Source organism: Ensifer sp. NPDC090286 (assembly GCF_044769565.1).
In the GTDB taxonomy this organism is placed as follows: domain Bacteria; phylum Pseudomonadota; class Alphaproteobacteria; order Rhizobiales; family Rhizobiaceae; genus Ensifer.
Genome location: NZ_JBIVYF010000001.1, coordinates 1,049,284 through 1,066,495, shown reverse-complemented (window position 1 = coordinate 1,066,495; position 17,212 = coordinate 1,049,284). Strand labels below are relative to the sequence as shown.

At 62.7% G+C, this 17,212-nt stretch carries 21 protein-coding genes; 11 read left to right on the top strand and 10 right to left on the bottom strand.

The genetic code is table 11. The features are described 5' to 3' along the window. Positions 1-6 precede the first annotated feature (6 nt). Positions 7-663 carry a GntR family transcriptional regulator gene (locus tag ACIQUG_RS05235; RefSeq protein WP_402318165.1) on the bottom strand — a complete coding sequence of 219 codons (657 nt, stop codon included), beginning with the start codon at positions 661-663 and terminating at the stop codon, positions 7-9. A gap of 271 nt (positions 664-934) precedes the next feature. On the opposite strand from ACIQUG_RS05235, the gene ACIQUG_RS05230 reads away from it, so the two are divergent. From ACIQUG_RS05230 to ACIQUG_RS05210, 5 genes are all read left to right on the top strand, one after another. Continuing rightward, positions 935-2,389, top strand: coding sequence for a M20 family metallopeptidase (locus ACIQUG_RS05230; protein WP_402318162.1), 1,455 nt, complete (start codon positions 935-937; stop codon positions 2,387-2,389). 33 nt (positions 2,390-2,422) lie between these two features. After that, positions 2,423-3,142, top strand: a complete 720-nt coding sequence (locus tag ACIQUG_RS05225) for an ABC transporter permease (RefSeq protein WP_402318159.1) — start codon at positions 2,423-2,425, stop codon at positions 3,140-3,142. Next, positions 3,142-3,864: an ABC transporter permease gene (locus ACIQUG_RS05220; RefSeq protein WP_402318157.1), complete on the top strand. Its 723-nt coding sequence runs from the start codon at positions 3,142-3,144 to the stop codon at positions 3,862-3,864. Before ACIQUG_RS05225 ends, ACIQUG_RS05220 begins: the two co-directional genes overlap by 1 nt. A 2-nt stretch (positions 3,865-3,866) precedes the next feature. After that, entirely contained in the window at positions 3,867-4,643 is a 777-nt protein-coding gene (locus ACIQUG_RS05215) for an ABC transporter ATP-binding protein (protein ID WP_402320577.1), read from the top strand. Between the two features lie 64 nt (positions 4,644-4,707). Then, a complete protein-coding gene (locus ACIQUG_RS05210) occupies positions 4,708-5,565 on the top strand; it encodes a transporter substrate-binding domain-containing protein (RefSeq protein ID WP_402318154.1) in 858 nt (285 codons plus the stop codon). A 335-nt stretch (positions 5,566-5,900) separates the two neighbouring features. On the opposite strand, the gene acpP is transcribed toward ACIQUG_RS05210, so the two are convergent. Further along, on the bottom strand, positions 5,901-6,155 hold the full coding sequence (gene acpP / locus ACIQUG_RS05205; protein WP_402318151.1) for an acyl carrier protein: 255 nt from the start codon (positions 6,153-6,155) through the stop codon (positions 5,901-5,903). A gap of 199 nt (positions 6,156-6,354) precedes the next feature. On the opposite strand from acpP, the gene ACIQUG_RS05200 reads away from it, so the two are divergent. From ACIQUG_RS05200 to ACIQUG_RS05180, 5 genes are all read left to right on the top strand, one after another. Then, the gene (locus ACIQUG_RS05200; protein WP_402318148.1) at positions 6,355-6,846 is read left to right on the top strand and encodes a MarR family transcriptional regulator; all 492 of its coding nucleotides are present in this window, start codon (positions 6,355-6,357) and stop codon (positions 6,844-6,846) included. Between the two features lie 72 nt (positions 6,847-6,918). Continuing rightward, positions 6,919-7,593 carry a class I SAM-dependent methyltransferase gene (locus ACIQUG_RS05195; protein ID WP_402318145.1) on the top strand — a complete coding sequence of 225 codons (675 nt, stop codon included), beginning with the start codon at positions 6,919-6,921 and terminating at the stop codon, positions 7,591-7,593. Then, positions 7,590-8,030, top strand: coding sequence for a thioesterase family protein (locus tag ACIQUG_RS05190; RefSeq protein WP_402318142.1), 441 nt, complete (start codon positions 7,590-7,592; stop codon positions 8,028-8,030). Before ACIQUG_RS05195 ends, ACIQUG_RS05190 begins: the two co-directional genes overlap by 4 nt. 435 nt (positions 8,031-8,465) lie before the next feature. After that, the gene (locus ACIQUG_RS05185; protein WP_402318139.1) at positions 8,466-9,410 is read left to right on the top strand and encodes a hypothetical protein; all 945 of its coding nucleotides are present in this window, start codon (positions 8,466-8,468) and stop codon (positions 9,408-9,410) included. A gap of 90 nt (positions 9,411-9,500) precedes the next feature. Continuing rightward, the gene (locus ACIQUG_RS05180; RefSeq protein ID WP_402318136.1) at positions 9,501-9,746 is read left to right on the top strand and encodes a hypothetical protein; all 246 of its coding nucleotides are present in this window, start codon (positions 9,501-9,503) and stop codon (positions 9,744-9,746) included. Positions 9,747-9,860: 114 nt separating this feature from the next. Here ACIQUG_RS05180 and ACIQUG_RS05175 read toward each other — a convergent pair whose 3' ends face one another. Next, positions 9,861-10,172 (bottom strand): hypothetical protein, encoded by a 312-nt coding sequence (locus ACIQUG_RS05175; RefSeq protein ID WP_402318133.1) that lies wholly within the window; start codon positions 10,170-10,172, stop codon positions 9,861-9,863. A gap of 378 nt (positions 10,173-10,550) precedes the next feature. Between ACIQUG_RS05175 and ACIQUG_RS05170 the strand changes: the two genes are divergently transcribed. Next, positions 10,551-10,937 carry a hypothetical protein gene (locus ACIQUG_RS05170; protein ID WP_402318130.1) on the top strand — a complete coding sequence of 129 codons (387 nt, stop codon included), beginning with the start codon at positions 10,551-10,553 and terminating at the stop codon, positions 10,935-10,937. A gap of 108 nt (positions 10,938-11,045) precedes the next feature. Here ACIQUG_RS05170 and ACIQUG_RS05165 read toward each other — a convergent pair whose 3' ends face one another. The 7 genes from ACIQUG_RS05165 to ACIQUG_RS05135 all read right to left on the bottom strand — a co-directional run bounded on the left by ACIQUG_RS05165 (position 11,046) and on the right by ACIQUG_RS05135 (position 17,041). Next, positions 11,046-13,118 (bottom strand): ASKHA domain-containing protein, encoded by a 2,073-nt coding sequence (locus ACIQUG_RS05165; protein WP_402318127.1) that lies wholly within the window; start codon positions 13,116-13,118, stop codon positions 11,046-11,048. Positions 13,119-13,273: 155 nt separating this feature from the next. After that, positions 13,274-13,606, bottom strand: a complete 333-nt coding sequence (locus tag ACIQUG_RS05160) for a hypothetical protein (RefSeq protein ID WP_402318124.1) — start codon at positions 13,604-13,606, stop codon at positions 13,274-13,276. A 47-nt stretch (positions 13,607-13,653) separates the two neighbouring features. After that, positions 13,654-13,956, bottom strand: a complete 303-nt coding sequence (locus ACIQUG_RS05155; RefSeq protein WP_402318121.1) for a hypothetical protein — start codon at positions 13,954-13,956, stop codon at positions 13,654-13,656. A gap of 38 nt (positions 13,957-13,994) precedes the next feature. After that, positions 13,995-14,960 (bottom strand): methyltetrahydrofolate cobalamin methyltransferase, encoded by a 966-nt coding sequence (locus ACIQUG_RS05150; RefSeq protein WP_192446417.1) that lies wholly within the window; start codon positions 14,958-14,960, stop codon positions 13,995-13,997. A gap of 95 nt (positions 14,961-15,055) precedes the next feature. Further along, a complete protein-coding gene (locus tag ACIQUG_RS05145; RefSeq protein ID WP_043623773.1) occupies positions 15,056-16,147 on the bottom strand; it encodes a methylenetetrahydrofolate reductase in 1,092 nt (363 codons plus the stop codon). Continuing rightward, a complete protein-coding gene (locus ACIQUG_RS05140) occupies positions 16,144-16,746 on the bottom strand; it encodes a methylenetetrahydrofolate reductase C-terminal domain-containing protein (RefSeq protein WP_402318118.1) in 603 nt (200 codons plus the stop codon). Before ACIQUG_RS05140 ends, ACIQUG_RS05145 begins: the two co-directional genes overlap by 4 nt. Continuing rightward, the gene (locus tag ACIQUG_RS05135; RefSeq protein ID WP_060520592.1) at positions 16,739-17,041 is read right to left on the bottom strand and encodes a virulence factor; all 303 of its coding nucleotides are present in this window, start codon (positions 17,039-17,041) and stop codon (positions 16,739-16,741) included. The genes ACIQUG_RS05140 and ACIQUG_RS05135 overlap by 8 nt, the downstream gene beginning before the upstream one ends. Positions 17,042-17,212: the final 171 nt, after the last annotated feature.

Sequence of the window (17,212 nt, the reverse complement as noted above, 5' to 3'; positions counted from 1 at the left end):
CAAGGCTCAGATCTTGATCGGCGCCTGGCGGATATGGATCTCGATCAGCCGTTTCAATTCGGGCAGGTCCCGGGCTTCCAGCGCGTCGACCATCAAGTGGTGCTCGCGGGCCGATTGTTCGATGCGGGCGCGGGTGCGCCATTGCGACACCGGGGCGGATACGGTGCGCTGGCGGATCTCGGCGACGACGTCGACGAGTTCGGAATTGCCGGCGAGCATGAGAAGCGCGCGGTGGAAGGCGAGGTTGGCGTCGTAATGCTCCATGATGGAGCCGCGAAACGACATCTCGTCGAACTGCCGGGCAAGTTGCCGCAACTCGGCGATGGTGGCGGGCGTTGCATTGGCGACCATGCGGTCGGCGACGCCGGTTTCGAGAATCACGCGGATGTCGCTGATTTCCTGCGTGCGCTGGTCGTCGAGTTCGTAGACCTGATAGCCGCGGTTGGGATTGTGCTGCACCAGCCGGCGCTGTGACAGCCGGTCGAGCGCCCGGCGCACCTCCGGCCGCGTGCAGTCGTAGCGGCGCTCCAGGTCGATCTGCTTCAGCCAGGCGCCGGCCGGCAGGGTTCCTGTCAGAATGTCGTGCAGCAGGAGGTCGGTAACGTCCCTCTTGTCCCCTGCCTTTTCCTCGGGCGCCAGCATTTCCGTCAGATCGTCGCTCATTCCTGCCTTACACTCTCTTTCCGCCTGTCGCCGGCTTGCCGCATGGTTCTGATGCATGTCCCAGGCTGCCTGCTGCGGCGGAATTGGCTCCATTTTTGGAGAAACTATGATGCCGTCCCGAACAATTCAATGCGCGAGAGCGGCGTTGCGAGCCTGCCTCTCGCCGTTGTGCACATTGTGCGAAATGTTTCAGGGCCCTCTTGTGTATCCAAAAATGTTATCATAAATTGGCGCCAATTCTGGTTACTATTGTTGCGGAAGTCAAGAAACGATGAAAAATGCCTGTGACGTCTGGGACCTGCTCGAAGCCAAGCGCGACCGGTTTTTCGTGCTCAGCGACCGGGTCTGGGATACGCCGGAAACCAATTACGAGGAGTTTTCCTCATCGGCCGAACACGCCGCGTTGCTGGAGGCCGAAGGTTTCCACGTGTCGCGCGGCATAGCCGGCATGCCGACGGCCGTCATGGGCGAGGCGGGCGAGGGCGGACCGGTCATCGCCATCCTCGGCGAGTTCGATGCGCTGCCGGGCCTCAGCCAGGAAGCAGGCATTGCCGAGGAGCGGCCGCTGGTCGACGGCGGCAACGGCCATGGCTGCGGCCACAACCTGCTTGGCGCCGGCGCGATGATGGCGGCGGCCGCCGTCAAGGATTATCTCGCTGCCAACGGCATCAAGGGGCGGGTGCGCTATTACGGCTGCCCGGCGGAAGAGGGCGGATCGTCCAAGGGCTTCATGGTGCGCGCCGGCGTGTTCGACGATGTCGATATCGCGATCTCCTGGCACCCGGCACCCTTTGCCGGCGTCAACAACCCGATCTCGCTGGCCTGCAACGAACTCGACTTCCGCTTCAGCGGCCGGGCGTCGCACGCTTCGGCCGCCCCCCATCTCGGCCGCAGCGCGCTCGATGCACTCGAACTGATGAATGTCGGCGTCAACTATCTGCGCGAGCACATGCCGTCATCGGCGCGCATCCACTATGCGGTGACCGATACGGGCGGCAATGCGCCGAACGTGGTCCAGGCCCGCGCCAAGGCGCGCTATCTCGTGCGGGCCCGCAGCCTGCCGGAACTGCTCGATCTCGTCGAACGCGTCCGCAGCGTCGCCAAGGGTGCCGCGATGATGACCGGCACCACGGTCACCGACGAAATCGTCAGCGGCGACGCCAACCTTGTCGGCAACACGCCGTTGGAAGCGCTAATGCATCGCCAGTTGGAACGTCTGGGACCGCCTGAGTTCGACGCGGACGACCGGCGGATGGCGGCCAAGTTTCAAGACACCTTCACGCAAGAGGATATCGCCTCTGCCTTCGAGCGCTTCGGGCTGAAGCTGCGCCGCGGCATCTCCCTCTGCGACACGATCTTCCCGCCGGAAAACGGCGCGGGAACGCTCGTCGGTTCGACCGACGTCGGGACGGTCAGCTGGGTGGTGCCGACCGTGCAGATGCGCGGCGCGACTTACGCGATCGGCACGCCCGGCCACTCCTGGCAGCTGGTTGCGCAGGGCAAGCTGCCGGCCGCGCACAAGGGCATGGAGCATGCGGCCAAGGTGATGGCGAGCACGGCGGTCGAGCTTATCCTCGATCCCACGTTGATCGCTGAGGCCAAGGCAGATCATGCTGCAAGGCTGGAGGGCACGCCCTTCGTCAATCCCATTCCTGACGATGTCGATCCGCCGATCCCCGGGGTTGGCGACGTGAAAGCGCCGATCCCCGGGGCAGCCCATGGTTAAGTCATCGATCGATAAGCGAAGGGAGGCGCTGCGATGACTGAGCCCGGTTTCCTTGACATCATCAGCTTCGGGTCGGACGGCTGGGGGGCGGCGCTTGCCGCCGGCGCCTGGATGACGATCCTGATCGCCGTCGCCGGTTTTGCGATCGGTGGCTTCATCGGTACCTTCGGCGCCTGGGCGAAGATCTCCGGCGGCCCGGTCGTTCGCGGTTGCGCCGAGGCCTATACCACCGTCCTTCGCGGCATTCCCGACCTCCTGGTCATCTATCTCTTCTATTTCGGCGGCAGCGCCGTGGTGACGGCGGTCGGCCAATTGTTCGGCGCGGAGGGTTTCGTCAGCTTTCCAGGTTTCATCGCCGGCGCGCTTGCGGTCGGCATCACCTCCGGCGCCCAGCAGACCGAGGTTTATCGCGGCGCCTTTCGCGCCGTGCATCCGGGCGAGCTGGAGGCGGCAACCGCCTGCGGCATGGGCCGGCTCCTCAAGTTCCGCCGCATCACCGCGCCCCTGACGCTGCGTTATGCGCTGCCGGGCCTCGGCAATGTCTGGCAGGTGGTGTTGAAGGAATCCGCACTGGTCTCGGTCAGCGGCGTCGTCGAACTCTTGCGCCAGGCGCAGATCGGTGCCGGATCGACCAGTCGTCCCTTCGACTTCTTCTTTATAGCAGCGATGATCTATCTCGCGATTTCCACCGTCTCGGGCCTCATCCTTCAGGTCACCGAGCGTCGGTTCTCGCGCGGCGTCAGGAGGGGCTGATGGATATCAAATTTGCCCTCGAAACCTTCTGGAGCCTGGCGGCGGCCCTGCCGCTGACGCTGGAGCTCGCCGTAACCTCGATCGCGCTCGGTTCGGTGCTGGCACTCGGCCTGGCGCTCGCGCGTCTGTCGGGCATCCTCGCGCTCGATCTCTTTGCCCGCACTTATGTGTTCCTCTTCCGCGGAACGCCGCTGCTCGTGCAGATCTTCCTGATCTATTACGGTCTCAGCCAGTTTCCGGCCGTGCGCCACAGCATCTTCTGGCCGCTCCTGCGCGAGCCCTACTGGTGCGCCGTGCTGGCGCTGATGCTGAACACGGCCGCCTATGCCAGCGAAATCATTCGCGGCGGGCTGCTCTCGGTGCCGCACGGGCAGGTGGAGGCAGCGCGGGCCTGCGGCATGGGTCGCCTGATGATCTTCCGACGCATCGTCATGCCGCAGGCGCTGCGCCAGGCGCTGCCGGGCTATGGCAACGAGATGATCTCCATGGTGAAGGCCACTTCGCTCGCCTCGATCATCACGCTGATGGAAATCACCGGCGTCGCCGCCAAGCTGATCTCGGAGAGCTATCGGGTGATCGAGGTCTTCGTCGTCGCCGGTCTCATCTATCTCGCCATCAACTTCGCGCTGACCCGGCTCGTTGCGTTGGCTGAACACCGGTTCAACCCGCAACTGCGCGCGCCGCTGCCGATCGCCGCCGAACTCAAGGGAGAAACCCATTGAACATGTCCGCTTCGGTCACCGCACCGGTCGCGATCCGCGTGCACGACCTTCACAAGAGTTTCGGCCCGGTCGAGGTGCTGAAGGGCGTGTCGCTCGATGCGCGCGAAGGGGAGGTGATTTCCATCCTCGGATCCTCCGGCTCCGGCAAGTCGACGCTGCTTCGCTGCATCAACATGCTGGAGGTGCCGAATTCGGGCACCATCGAGGTGGCGGGCGAGGCGATCCGGCTGAAGGCGTCGAGTGACGGGCGCAGCCGCCCGGCTGACCAGAAGCAGGTAGACCGCATCCGCTCGGAACTCGGCATGGTGTTTCAGAGCTTCAATCTCTGGTCCCACAAGACCGTGCTTGAAAACATCATCGAGGCGCCGGTGCATGTGCTGAAGCGCCCGCGCGCCGAAGCGATCGAGGAGGCGGAAGCCCTGCTTGCCAAGGTCGGTATCGCCGACAAGCGCAACCATTATCCCTCGCATCTCTCCGGCGGCCAGCAGCAGCGCGCCGCGATCGCCCGGGCGCTGGCCATGCGCCCGAAGGCGATGCTCTTCGACGAGCCGACCTCGGCGCTCGACCCGGAACTCGTCGGCGAAGTGCTGCGCGTCATGCGCGGGCTCGCCGAGGAGGGGCGCACCATGCTGGTCGTCACCCACGAGATGGGTTTTGCCCGTGACGTCTCCAGTCGCGTCGTCTTCGTGCACAAGGGCACGATCGAGGAGGAGGGGCCGCCGCACGAGGTCTTCACCCATTCGAAGTCGGAGCGCTTCCGCCAGTTCATCAAGAGTTGAAGCCTGCCGTGATCGGCGGGCCGAAAAACAAAGCAACCAACATCCACAAAAGGGGAATGCTGTAATGAAAAAGACCACCGCAATCATGGCATCGGCGCTTGCCGTTGCCGCGGGGCTGATGTCCATGCCGGCGCAGGCCGAGGACAACAAGTGGACGAAGGTGACCATCGCCACCGAAGGCGCCTTTCCGCCCTACAACCTGACCAAGGCCGACGGCACGCTCGACGGTTACGAGATCGAGCTCAGCAAGATCCTCTGCGACCACATGAAGGTCGAGTGCACCGTCATCGCGCAATCCTTCGATGGCATGATCCCGGCGCTCAACGCCGGCAAGTTCGACGCGATCATGGCCGGCATGTCGGCCACCGAGAAGCGCAAGGAAGTTATCGACTTCTCGATTTCCTATGGCAGCACCGGCCAGGCCTTCGCGACGCTGAAGGGTGGCGACCTCGAAACCCTGCCGATGAAGGGTCAGCTGTTCTCGCTCGCCTCGAACGAGGCCGGCGCGCGCAAGGCGGTCGACGAGCTGAAGCCGCTGATCGAAGGCAAGACCATTGGCGTCCAGACGGCCTCGATCGCCGCCCGCTTCATCGACGAATACCTGAAGGACGTCGTCGAGGTGCGTGAATACAAGACCACCGAGCAGCACGATCTCGATCTCGTCGCCGGCCGCGTCGATTTCGTCATGGCCTCGATGGGCTACCTGAAGACCACGGTCGAAAAGCCCGCCAATGCCGACATGGTCATCGCCGGTCCGCGCTTCCAGGGCGGCTTCCTCGGCGCCGGCAGCTCCGTCGGCCTGCGCAAGACCGACCCGGAACTGAAGGCGCTGTTCGACGATGCGATTGCAGCTGCCAAGGCGGATGGCACCATCAAGCGCCTGTCGGAGAAGTGGTTCGGATTCGACCTGACACCGCAATAAGCCGGGTCGGTTCGCCCCTCAACCGAAGCGCCGCGTGTTCCGCCAACGCGCGGCGCTTTTGGTGTTCGGAGTGTCCGGTGCTCGTGTGCTTGCGAAGCGGTTTGGTCGGGCTGTTCTATTTATAGCAGCGCGCAGCGCGTGCGGTCATCTTTCGGACACAATCGCTGCGTACAAGCCCATCTGTCGACGTTTGCTTATGAGCGCTGAATGTGTTCGCCGCTCGCAACTGTCGCGTCGCTTTAGACTTTTGACCACGGATGTACTGGCACTGGTGTAAGAGCGATGATGAGGAAGGTCGGTGCGGTTTCGCCCCGGCCTTTTTTATTGCCGGATGATCACTTCAGCGTTTTCGACGCCAGCACGAAGTCGACCAGGTCGCCGACCGTGATGAGCTTTTCGGCCGAGTCGTCGGTCAGGTAGATCTCGAACTCCTCCTCCACCAGCATCGCCAATTGAGACACTTCGAGCGAGTCGGCGCCCAGATCGTCTTCGATCTCGGCATCGTCTGTCACTTCGGACGGCTTGACGCCGAGCAGCTCGACGAGGATCGCCTTCACGCGTTCGGAAATATCGGATCGTGTGGGTGCCATGGATCTACTCCCTCCCATAAAGCATAACACAAAGGTCGGTGAACAACCGTCTAGGCCTATCGGATCATTCGCCGATTTCGCCATGATCCAAATGGGTTAGGCCACTTCGGTCAGGAAGCTTGACCGGCCGTTATCGGTGCCTCACCCGGCATTTTGAAACGCACTTGAAATTACATTAGCGCTAATGTATTTCGATGACATGAGCACGAAACACAAACCCGGGCTCGGCGAACTCCTGCGATATGTCGGCGAACTCGTCGACCAGGGAGCGGCCGAGCGATATGAAACCCTGAAGATCGACTACCGGCCGCGCTATACGCCCGTGTTGCGCGCGCTTGCCGCGGGCGCCGAGACCGTCACCGAGATCACCAGCAGCAGCAGTCTCACCCAGGGCGCGATCAGCCAGACCGTGAGCCTGATGCTGAAGGACAGGCTAGTTGCCCGGCACGGCCTCGACGATGGCAGGAAGACTGGCCTGCGGCTGACGGAGAAGGGCGCGGCGCTCCTGAAACTCCTGGAGCCGCACTGGCAGACGACATTTCTGGCGATCCGGGGCCTCGAGGAGGAAATCGGTTATCCGGTCCTCGAGGTGCTGCAGGCGCTCGGGGCGGCGCTCGAGCGGGAAGGGTTCGCGAGCCGCCTGGAGGCGGCCTCGCACCGTCAGGAGAAGGAGGTTTCCGATGGCCGCTGAAGTCGGGACCAGAAACTGGTTTGATGCCGGAGGCAGCGCCTATGCCCTGTTCCGGCCGGAATACCTGCGGGCTTGGCGACGTTCCTGGCGGGCACGGTAAAGGGGCAGGGCCGCGCGGTCGACGTCGGCTGCGGCAACGGCCAACTCACCTGCCAACTCGCCGACCATTTCACCACGGTCGTCGGGATCGATTCAAGCGAGGACCAGATCGCGCATGCGACGCCGCATCGACACGTCGAATACGTCTGCGCGCCCGCGGAACGCCTTCCCCTTGCCGTTCGGAGCGTGCACCTCATTGCCGCAGCACAGGCTGCCCATTGGTTCGACCGGTCGGCCTTCTACAGGGAAGCGCGCCGGATCGCGGCGGAGGGTGCGGTGATTGCGCTCGTCAGTTACGGCGTGTTGCAATTGGAGCCGGCCGAACTGCAGGCGCGGTTTGCAACCTTCTACACGGACGAGATCGGCCCCTATTGGCCGCCCGAGCGCAAGCTGGTCGATGGCGGCTATGCCGGCATCGAATTCCCGTTCGAGGAGATGGCTTACCCGGACATGAACATCGAGCGGGCCTGGGATTTCGGCGAATTCCTCGGCTATCTCTCGACCTGGTCGGCGGTTCGCCGCGTCAACGAGGCCGGGCGCGACGACATTCTCGACATCTTCGTTCGCGACCTCTCGGATATCTGGGGCGATCCGATGAAGAAGCGCCCCGTGTCGTGGCCGATCAAGATGCGATTGGGGCGGATATGACTGAGATCGACCAGCCTCCGGTGCTCACCGCCGGTCTGCTGCATGCCGAAACCCTGGTGGTGGTGGCGCTGCACACGGTGCCGGAAATCGATGACACGTGGCCGGGCTTCCGCGACATGCCGCCGGTGTTCGCAACGGCCATGATGGTCGCCTTCATCGAAGAGACCTGCGTGCGGGCCTTGCGCCCCTATCTCGCCCCGCACCAGAGAACCGTCGGCACATCCGTCAATGTTTCGCACGTTGCAGCCACACCGGTCGGCATGGCAGTCACGGCCGAAATCGAGCTTGTCGAGATTTCAGGACGAGCGCTGTCGTTCAAGGCAACCTGCCGCGACGAAGCCGGCCTCATCGGCGAAGGCACCCACCAGCGCACCATCATCGATTATGGCCGGTTCATGGAGCGGCTGAAGGAAAAGTCCGCCTCGATCGGGCGGTGAGGAAGGCGCTGGGAATCTACAGTCGGTTCAGAGCGACCGAAGTGTACCCTCTTTGTCGGGTAGCCCAATGCCGATCGGGCCATGCTGCCTGTAGGGAGCTTCCGGTCGCCGCCAAGCGGATTGACCAATCGCCTGCGGCCTCAAAGGTCTTGTCCAATCGAAGCAAAACTGCGGCGTTGCCAGCGGGTGGGGGCGCCATTGCGTAACAATGTCAAGAAGTTCAGCAATAACGCCTGAGCGCGTCAATGCAGCGTCGCAGGGCCCGCGAGACGCTCACGCGCGAACCGCCAGAAACATTCCCTGCCGCGGTTGCGCGCTGCTCGTTGCGATCCGCTTCGTTCTTCACTCTTCTGCGGATGCCTGATAACATTAAAATATTCTTATATATCCGCGGGCAGATTGACGATGTGGATAGTATTATATGTATTTCTGGCCGTGGCGGTGATTTCGCCGCTTTTTCTGCGCCGGTACTTTCCTGAAGAATTCGAGGGCATTCGAACGCTTTGCTGGCTTGTCTGGTGCTGGATCTACGCAATACGCTTTCGTATTCGCTTCTGGCTGCAGTCGGTCTTCGGCCAGACTGCGTCCGGCGTCCTGTTCGTGGCCAGCGCCTACATTTTGTTCGAGGTGCTCCTGGCATTTCTGCGTCTCGTCACCCACCAATCGGCCGGACACGCACCCGACGAGAACGCCGGTGCGCCCGAGGGGCTTTGGGGGCGGGTGATCGGGTCTCTTCCGGTCCTGCCGATCCTGCCGTTCTGGGTGGATGTGGTCATCGTGGTGCTGGCGGTGCTGGTCGTGCGCCACCACTGGAAGGAATGGAGAATTCGCGGAAGGGAAGCGACGATGCCGGCCGAGATGGCGGCCTTGCTCGCCAGTTCCAGAACCTATCTGAGGTCCGGCCGAGTCGACAAAAAGCAGTTCTTCGATCTGGTCATGGAGACGACGAGCAAGATTCTCGGCGTCGGCCGCAAGAACAAGACGTTCTGCTTTTCGATGATGGAGGTGGACGAGGCGACCGGAACCATGCCGATCGTCTGCGCCTATCCTCCGGCGTTTTTCGAGGACGTCAAGGACGCAAGGCTATCCGTGGAGAAAAGTGCGGCCGGCGCATCATACCGCAAGCAGGCGCCGATCTACATCCCGTCGACAAAGCACCTGGCCGGGATCAACATGAGCACCTATCGCTGCGTCGGTTTGATATTCGACTACAGTGTTGATCTCGATAAGCATCCGTCACTGATGTGCATACCCGTTATAAGTGAAGGAAAAACGCGCGCAATCATCAATGTATCTTGCGGCGGCAAGCGTGCGTTCGTTCCGATCGACTTCTATATCGTCATGTTTTCTGCGTCCTTATTATCCTATTCGTACGAATAGGCCGGCAGAATTTGCAGAAGTTTGACAGGTTGACGAAATTTCCGGTATAATTTTTAGCAATAAGACCAACAAGCGAAAGCGAGATTGACGATGTCGACCGCAGCCGAACAGCAGTTGGAACCATCGACAGCGTCCGGCACACTTGCCGCGACCCCGCCTCCCTTTAATCTTCTTGAGGACGTTCGCCAGATCTGGCGCGAGTGGCGCAAGCTGCGCGACTGGCAAAAAACGCAGCAGGCTGAGACCGAGCCCGCCCCGGTGGTGACGCCTGCGCCGAGCACGCGACCGCTCGCCCACGCACAGGCGGCCTGTCACCAGACATCCGACGCGGCCTGAATTTCCCAACGTTTCGTCAGTTCGTGGCGAGCACTGCGCCGGTCGCGATTCTGACGTCGTGCCAGCACCCATGGCCATAGCGAACATGGGTGCTTTCCTTTGGCGTCGGGACGCCTACTTGGTCGGCGTCGGCCGCACGAGCGAAACGACGCGCGGCTTCGACGGCGCGTCCAGCCATTCGATCCACTTGTCGCGCTCCTCGGTCGTGTCGAAGAACCGCCAGAGCTTGTAGTCTTCTTCGGTGGTCTGCAGCATCTCGCCGATCGAGACGAGTTCCATCGGCAGTTCCACCTCGTTGCCGTCGTAGCGGATGAAGTAGATGCCTTCGGCAGCAAGCCGGATGATCTGGCCGGTGCCATAGGTGCCATCGGGATCGTCGACGGTGAAGTACATGCCGGTGAGAGTGTCGAGAATCTTGTCGTTCATAGGTTTTGGATGCCAGTTCAAGGAATAGGTTTCATCAGACCGTCGCCCGCCGCCGGAATTAAGGCAAGCTCAAATATCGAGTGTCCACGTCTGGTGAGGGTGGGGTGGCGCTAGGCCGGCCAATTGCATGCGATCCAGCCACTGCTCGTGAATTTTCTGATCGGCGATCAGGTGTCCTTTGTCGCGACATTCCGTCTACGCAACGCGCCTTCGCGTGCGATAAATTTTCTCCGTGTTCCATTAGTAACGTCTAAATTCTTCTTGCGGGTATATGTTGTAACGCATGAACAGACCAAATCTGTTCATCCGCTTTGTAGTGGCGGTCGAGGATAAGTAAAAAACGTTGCCAACACTATTTGCGATCTAGGGAGAAAAATCATGAACAAGATTATGGTCTCTATGGTAGCTGCGTGTTCTCTTCTTGGAAGTGAAGCTTCCGCTAACTGTTCATCAGGTTTTCTGGCTGACGTTCTGTGCCAAGCGGGCGTCATCAATCAGGACACTGCAAATGGCCTCGATCAGGTTCACAAGGGTCTTGGCAACCCATTGGACAATGCCGTTCCGAGCGTGCCGGGCGGCTTCGCGCAGCCAGCCGGCGGAGGGCAGTTTCAACCGGCGCCGATGAACAATCGCTTCCCCCAGATGGCATGGGGCAACTATTGTGTGACGCCGTGGGGTGCGGTCTACGGTCCGCCAAACCCTATAGGCACACCGTGCACCGCCAATTTCAACGGTGTTCCGGTTCAGGGGCTGGTCGCCCGCTAACGCCAAAAGCGCGCAGCGCAGCCCCATGCAGTAACCTGCGCGGGGCTGTTTCAGTTTAAGGGGATGGAGATCGGGAACCTTTACTCGGCGCGTCCCGACCTCTCGAGCCTACTCCCGGCTTCTCCGCCGCCGCCGACCACCACCTTCGCCATCATCAGCGCTCACCTTGCGCTCCGGCAACGTCACCACCGTCGCGAGCTTCGGGAAGCTGTCGACCTTGTTCGGCATCGCCATGGCGTTGACGAAATGCTCTTGAAACTTTGATTCAAGCGCCGTCTCTATCTTCTCGATTTTGCTGACGGTTTGTTCGATTTCGCGGCGGTGGCCGCGGTTAAGCAGCGCCATCAGCGCGCCGGTGCCGGCGGCGTTGCCGACGGCTTTCACGTCGTCGAGGTCGCAGTCCGGGATCAGACCCAGGACCATGGCGTATTTCGGGTCGATGAAGGAGCCGAAAGCGCCGGCGAAGCGGATGGTGTCGACATGGTCGACGCCCTGCTTTTCCATCAAGAGCTTGATGCCGGCATAGAGCGCTGCCTTGGCGAGCTGGATGGCGCGGATGTCGTTCTGCGTCACGGTGATGCGCGGCTCGCCGTCATGCAGCAGGTAGGAGAAGGTGCGACCGTTCGGGATGATGCGCGGGCTCTTTGCCGCCATTGCGCCATCGACGACGCCATCCTCGGAGATAATGCCGGAGAGGTACATTTCGGCGACGATCTCGATGATGGCCGAGCCGCAGATGCCGGTGACCCCGACAGAGGCTGCGGCCTCGGCAAAGCCGTCCTCGTCCGACCACTTTTCGACGCCGATCACGCGGAAGCGCGGCTCCAGCGTTGCGGGGTCGATGCGCACGCGCTCGATCGCGCCGGGGGCGGCGCGCTGGCCCGACGAGATTTCCGCGCCTTCGAAGGCAGGACCCGTCGGCGAGGAGGCGGCGACGACGCGGTCCTTGTTGCCGAGCACGATTTCGGCATTGGTGCCGACATCGACGAGCAGCATCATCTTGTCCTGGCGATAGGGTCCCTCGGCGAGGGTTGCGCCCGCGGCATCGGCGCCGACATGGCCGGCTATGCAGGGCAGCATGTAGAGGCGCGCACCGCGGTTGACGTCGATGTCGATCTCATGCGCCCAGTATTGCAGCGCGCCGGAAACGGCGAGCGCGAACGGCGCCTGGCCAAGCTCCGTCGGGTCGATGCCGAGGAACAGGTGGTGCATGATCGGGTTGGCGACAAAAACCATGTCGAGGATGTCGTGGCGGTCGACTTCGCCCTCGGCGCAGACCTTGCCGATCAGGCCGTTGACGGCCTCGCGCACGGCCTTGGTCATCGCTTCCCGACCATCCGGGTTCATCATCACATAGGAGACGCGGCTCATCAGGTCTTCGCCGAAGCGGATCTGCGGGTTGGACGTGCCCGAGGAGGCGACGATGCGTCCCGATAGCAGCGACACCAGATGCATGGCGATCGTCGTCGAGCCGATGTCGCAGGCAACTCCATAGGCCTCGTTCTTGAGGCCCGGCCACAGGCCGACGATGAAGGGGCGCGAACTATCCATGTCGCGGTGGATGGCGGCGGTCACCGCCCAGTTGCCCTTGCGCAGGATGCCCTGCACCTGCGGGATCAGGTGCGGCGCGATCAAAAGATCCTTCCAGCCCCAGTCCTTCTCCAGCATCACCTTCAGGCGGTCGAGATCGCCGAGCGGCTTATGCATGTCGGGCTCGTCCACCTCGACATAGCAGAGCTGGACGGCGGCGTTGCGCTCGATCACCCGGTCGGTCGCGGCCTTGCGCACCACCTGGGCGTTGATGACGGTATCCTGCGGCACGTCGATGACGAGGTCGCCGAGGATCTGGGCGGAACAGGACAGGCGCCGCCCATCCGGCAGGCCGCGGATCTTCTCGTAACGCTCTTCCTTGGCGCCTTTTTCCGAGATGTGCTCCAGCGAAGAGACGATCTTGTGCTTGGCGAAATTGCCCTCCTGCACCTCGATCTGACAGCGCCCGCAGGTGGCGCGGCCGCCGCAGACGCTCTCGACATAGACGCCGAGCTTGCGCGCCGCATCGAGAACCGGTGTGCCCACCGGGAAGCGGCCGCGCTTGCCCGAGGGCATGAACAGCACCAGAGGTTCCTTTTGCGCGGCTTCGCTCATATTGGTCTCGATCTCGGAAGTGCCTTCGATGCGCATGCTCGGGGTCTTTCATCAGGTCGCTTCACTGGGGCAAGCGAAGCACGAATAAACGGTTTCAGACTGCACCGGACCGGCGCCCGATAGTTGTCCAATCCCGACATGGAAGCATCTGTTTCAAACAGTTAGGTGCAAGGCTTGGCGGCGGGTCAGGCTTACTTGCGCGACAGCCGCCGGGCGTTGCTGCGTACCCGCTTGCCATAGGGCCTGAGCGCTGCCGACGCAATCGCCGTTCCGTGGCCCGACGCCATGCCGCCGGTCATCAGCCGCACGGTGTTGTCAAAGGCGGCCTTCCACAGCGCCATGTTGACGGCCATGACGCTTTCGGCCGTGGCTGCCATCTTTTCGGAGACCATGCGATGCAGCTCTGTCACGTCCTGCGTCCTGCCGGTGAGTGCCGCCATCTGCATTTCCTGCAGCCGGACGGCGATCACGAAGGGGGCTCCGAACCAGAGGGATGCGGCATCGAGGCGAAGGCTGCGTGTCATGGTGATCTCCACTTTGCGTTGGCGGATGGATGAACCGACGTGCGTTGCTACGGCGCCCCGGCAAGTTTTACGACTGCGAATGTATAGGCAAGAGTCGCGGCCAGCACGGCCGAACTGCCCCAAAGGCAAGCCTTGATCACCTGCTCCTGCGGACCGAGATAGACCTTCCTGGTGACGGTGGCGATCATTATTGTTCCAAGCACGGCAGCCGTCACGATGATCACGGGTGCACCATAGGTCCGGAGCGCGGCGTAGAACCGCTGAAACTCGGCCGCATCGTCAAACAGTGTGTACCTGGCGATAATGACCAGAGGGAGAACGACGGCAAGGAGGCGCAACTGGCTTCTCATCGTCTTTCTCCCTCGAGTGATCAGCGCCGATCCAGGAACTACTCGCTCGCCGCCGCACCGCCGGTGCGGGCCGCGCGGCCACCGCGACGACCGCCGCCGCTGGCGGCCGCCGGCGCGGCAGCAACCACATGGCCACCCTCGGCCGGCTTGTGGTCGCGGTAGGTCTTGATCCAGTGGGTGCAGTTCGGGTCGGTGCCGTTCAAGACGTTCGCCGCACGCACGGCTTCCATTTCCTGCGGGCGGCAGGGGTTCATGATCGCCGACGTCATGCCGGCGCCGATGACCATGGGGATGAAGCCGGCATTGATGCCGTGGCGGTGCGGCAGGCCGAAGGAAATGTTGGAGAGGCCGCAGGTGGTGTTGACCTTCAGCTCTTCGCGCAGACGCCTGAGCAGCGCGAAGACCTGCTGGCCGGCGGTGCCCATGGCGCCGATCGGCATGACCAGCGGGTCGACGACGATGTCATGTGGCTTGATGCCGAAGTCGGCGGCGCGCTCGACGATCTTCTTGGCAACGGCAAAGCGCACGTCCGGATCCTCGGAGATGCCGGTTTCGTCGTTGGAGATGGCAACGACCGGCACGTCGTATTTCTTGCAGAGCGGCAGGATCGCTTCGAGCTTTTCTTCCTCGCCGGTGACCGAGTTGACCAGCGGTCGGCCCTTGGCGACGCGCAGCGCCGCCTCGATCGCGGCGGTGACGGAACTGTCGATCGACAGCGGCACGTCGACGAGGCCCTGGACGATTTCGAGCGTCTTGACCAAGAGCGGCGGCTCGGTCTCGTTCGGGTTGACGGCGGTGACCCCTGCGTTGACATCGAGCATGGTCGCGCCCGCTGCAACCTGCTCCAGCGCATCCTTGATGACGGTGTCGAAGTTGCCCTCGATCATCTCGGCGGCGAGCTTCTTGCGGCCGGTCGGGTTGATGCGTTCGCCGATGACGCAGAACGGCTGGTCAAAGCCGATGATGATCTCGCGGGTGGCGGAGGCGACGATTGTGCGGGTCATTAAGGGTCCTTTGTCCTGGCGGTGGGCTATGTAATCACGCCCTGGAGATCGATGATAGGCGTCGGAGACCGGCGCCGGTTTTGTCTGCTGTCTCTTCAGTGCGGATGGTGGGCTGCCGCCTCGGCCATCTGCTGCTGGTTTTCTTCCTTGCCTTCGCGGATCTGCTCCAGACGCTCGGCAACGAGCTGATCGGCCGGAAGCGTCTCGCGCTTCCAGGGCTGGCGGCCCTTCAGGACGCCCGATTCATGCACGATTTCTGCGACATATTCTTCCTGGCGGTAGGCCATCACATGGATACCGGAGACGCCCTCGATCTCCTTCACCTCGTTGATGATGTCGATGCAGAGCTGCTTGCCTTCCTTCTTCTGGTCCTGCGCGCCCTCCAGGCGGGTAATCACGCTGTCGGGAATATGGATGCCCGGCACGTTAGAGCGGATCCAGCGGGCGGTCTTGGCCGACGCCATCGGCCCGACGCCAACGAGGATGTAGCATTTCTCATGCAAGCCGAGGTCACGCACCTTCTTCATGTATTCGCGGAACATCGGCACGTCGAAGCAGTACTGGCTCTGCACGAACTGCGCGCCCGCCTCGATCTTCTTGGCGAGACGATAGGGGCGGAAATCATAAGGAGGCGCGAAGGGGTTGATGGCGGCGCCCAGAAACACCTGCGGCGGCGTCGTCAGTTTTCGGCCCGAGAGGAACTTCGAATTGTCGCGCATGATGCGCACGGTTTCGAGCAGCGACATGCAGTCGAGGTCGAAGACGGGCTTGGCGCCCGGCTGGTCGCCGGCCTGCACGCCGTCGCCCGTCAGGCACATGATGTTCTGCACGCCCATGGCGGACGCGCCGAGCACGTCGCCCTGGATGGCGATGCGGTTCTTGTCGCGGCAGGCGATCTGCATGATCGGCGCATAACCCATGCGCGTCAGCAGCGCGCAGATGCCGACCGAGGACATGTGGCAGTTGGCGCCGGACGCATCGACCGCGTTGATGCCGTCGACCCAGCCGTCGAAGATCGCCGCGCGCTCGTAGACGTCCTGCGGGTTGGCGCTGTCGGGCGGGTTGAGCTCGGCGGTGACGGCGAACTCGCCGCGGCGCAAGACCCGTTCAAGCCGGCCGCGGGAGGAGTGGCCGGGCAGCGGATCGAGCGGCGCGCCGGGATCGTGCGGGTTGTAGTCGGGGCTCATGCCTGGCCTTCCTTGGATGCCGCATCGCGGCGCGCTGCTGCTTCCGCGGTCACGCGCAGCCAGGACGAGGTCTCGCGCAGCGACTGGTTGACCGGCTTCTGCACGTTCATAATGGCGTTGCCCTTCTCCATGTTCTGCGAACCCTTCCAGGCCTGGACCCAAACGCAGGGCATGTCCGGCTCGACCTCGCAATTGCCGTTGGCGCGCACGCCGCCGCAGGGGCCGTTGCGCAGCTGCTTCGGACAGTTCATCGGGCAGGACATGCCCGTTGAAGACAACGCGCACTGGCCGCACATGCGACAGTCGAAGAGGAAGCCCTTCACGTGGCGCTCGACGAAGGTCACGGGACGCTCGACCCGGCCGTAGCCAAGCGCGTTCCAGAGCGGATGAAGCAGCAGGAACAGGTCGGCGAAGCGGTGGTAGAACCATTCGAGGAAGCGCGAGTTGCGGACCGCCCAGAGGCGGACGGTGTATTTGTGGCGCGAGCGGCGGCTCGGCGACACGCCTGACGGTGTGAAGGCGCCGGTCGCGGCCTTGGCGCCCGGAGCGGCGTTGCCCTTCAGGATCTTCGGTTCGCCTGATGGTTTGGCATCAGCCATTGTCGCGGCCTCCGGCCTTGACGAGCGCCACCAGACGTTCGCGGTCATAGGCGGCTTCGAGTTCGGCGGCAGCCTGGTCGGCTTCCGTTTCCAGATCGTCGGAGACCGGCACCGGATCGGCCTTGCGCCATTCGGCGAGGTAGTCGTCGGTTTCGGCAGCACCGGTGCGCATCGCGCACATGTCGATCGCCTCGGTAAAGCGCAGCGACAGTTCACGCTTTGCCGTCGTGCGGCCCTTCTTGATGATGACCTGGGCCGGAATGTCGCGCCAGTAGACGATAATGCGATCTGCCATCGGGTGTTGTTCTCCTCCCCCTGCATGTTTCCTTTGATCGGTGCCGATCAAAGGCCGAAAACATGCAGCACTCCTAAGCGCTAAAGCGACCTTTGTGCGTCTCATCAGACGCGCGGCGCTGTAGTGCGACAATGCGCATGTCCCGGCGTCCGGGCTCATCTCGCCACGACG

Coding starts and splice junctions, on each gene's coding strand:
- ACIQUG_RS05235 (WP_402318165.1), bottom strand. CDS start 663: ATGAGCGACGATCTGACGGAAATGCTGGCGCCCGAGGAAAAGGCAGGG.
- ACIQUG_RS05230 (WP_402318162.1), top strand. CDS start 935: ATGAAAAATGCCTGTGACGTCTGGGACCTGCTCGAAGCCAAGCGCGAC.
- ACIQUG_RS05225 (WP_402318159.1), top strand. CDS start 2,423: ATGACTGAGCCCGGTTTCCTTGACATCATCAGCTTCGGGTCGGACGGC.
- ACIQUG_RS05220 (WP_402318157.1), top strand. CDS start 3,142: ATGGATATCAAATTTGCCCTCGAAACCTTCTGGAGCCTGGCGGCGGCC.
- ACIQUG_RS05215 (WP_402320577.1), top strand. CDS start 3,867: ATGTCCGCTTCGGTCACCGCACCGGTCGCGATCCGCGTGCACGACCTT.
- ACIQUG_RS05210 (WP_402318154.1), top strand. CDS start 4,708: ATGAAAAAGACCACCGCAATCATGGCATCGGCGCTTGCCGTTGCCGCG.
- acpP (WP_402318151.1), bottom strand. CDS start 6,155: ATGGCACCCACACGATCCGATATTTCCGAACGCGTGAAGGCGATCCTC.
- ACIQUG_RS05200 (WP_402318148.1), top strand. CDS start 6,355: ATGAGCACGAAACACAAACCCGGGCTCGGCGAACTCCTGCGATATGTC.
- ACIQUG_RS05190 (WP_402318142.1), top strand. CDS start 7,590: ATGACTGAGATCGACCAGCCTCCGGTGCTCACCGCCGGTCTGCTGCAT.
- ACIQUG_RS05180 (WP_402318136.1), top strand. CDS start 9,501: ATGTCGACCGCAGCCGAACAGCAGTTGGAACCATCGACAGCGTCCGGC.
- ACIQUG_RS05175 (WP_402318133.1), bottom strand. CDS start 10,172: ATGAACGACAAGATTCTCGACACTCTCACCGGCATGTACTTCACCGTC.
- ACIQUG_RS05170 (WP_402318130.1), top strand. CDS start 10,551: ATGAACAAGATTATGGTCTCTATGGTAGCTGCGTGTTCTCTTCTTGGA.
- ACIQUG_RS05165 (WP_402318127.1), bottom strand. CDS start 13,118: ATGCGCATCGAAGGCACTTCCGAGATCGAGACCAATATGAGCGAAGCC.
- ACIQUG_RS05160 (WP_402318124.1), bottom strand. CDS start 13,606: ATGACACGCAGCCTTCGCCTCGATGCCGCATCCCTCTGGTTCGGAGCC.
- ACIQUG_RS05155 (WP_402318121.1), bottom strand. CDS start 13,956: ATGAGAAGCCAGTTGCGCCTCCTTGCCGTCGTTCTCCCTCTGGTCATT.
- ACIQUG_RS05150 (WP_192446417.1), bottom strand. CDS start 14,960: ATGACCCGCACAATCGTCGCCTCCGCCACCCGCGAGATCATCATCGGC.
- ACIQUG_RS05145 (WP_043623773.1), bottom strand. CDS start 16,147: ATGAGCCCCGACTACAACCCGCACGATCCCGGCGCGCCGCTCGATCCG.
- ACIQUG_RS05140 (WP_402318118.1), bottom strand. CDS start 16,746: ATGGCTGATGCCAAACCATCAGGCGAACCGAAGATCCTGAAGGGCAAC.
- ACIQUG_RS05135 (WP_060520592.1), bottom strand. CDS start 17,041: ATGGCAGATCGCATTATCGTCTACTGGCGCGACATTCCGGCCCAGGTC.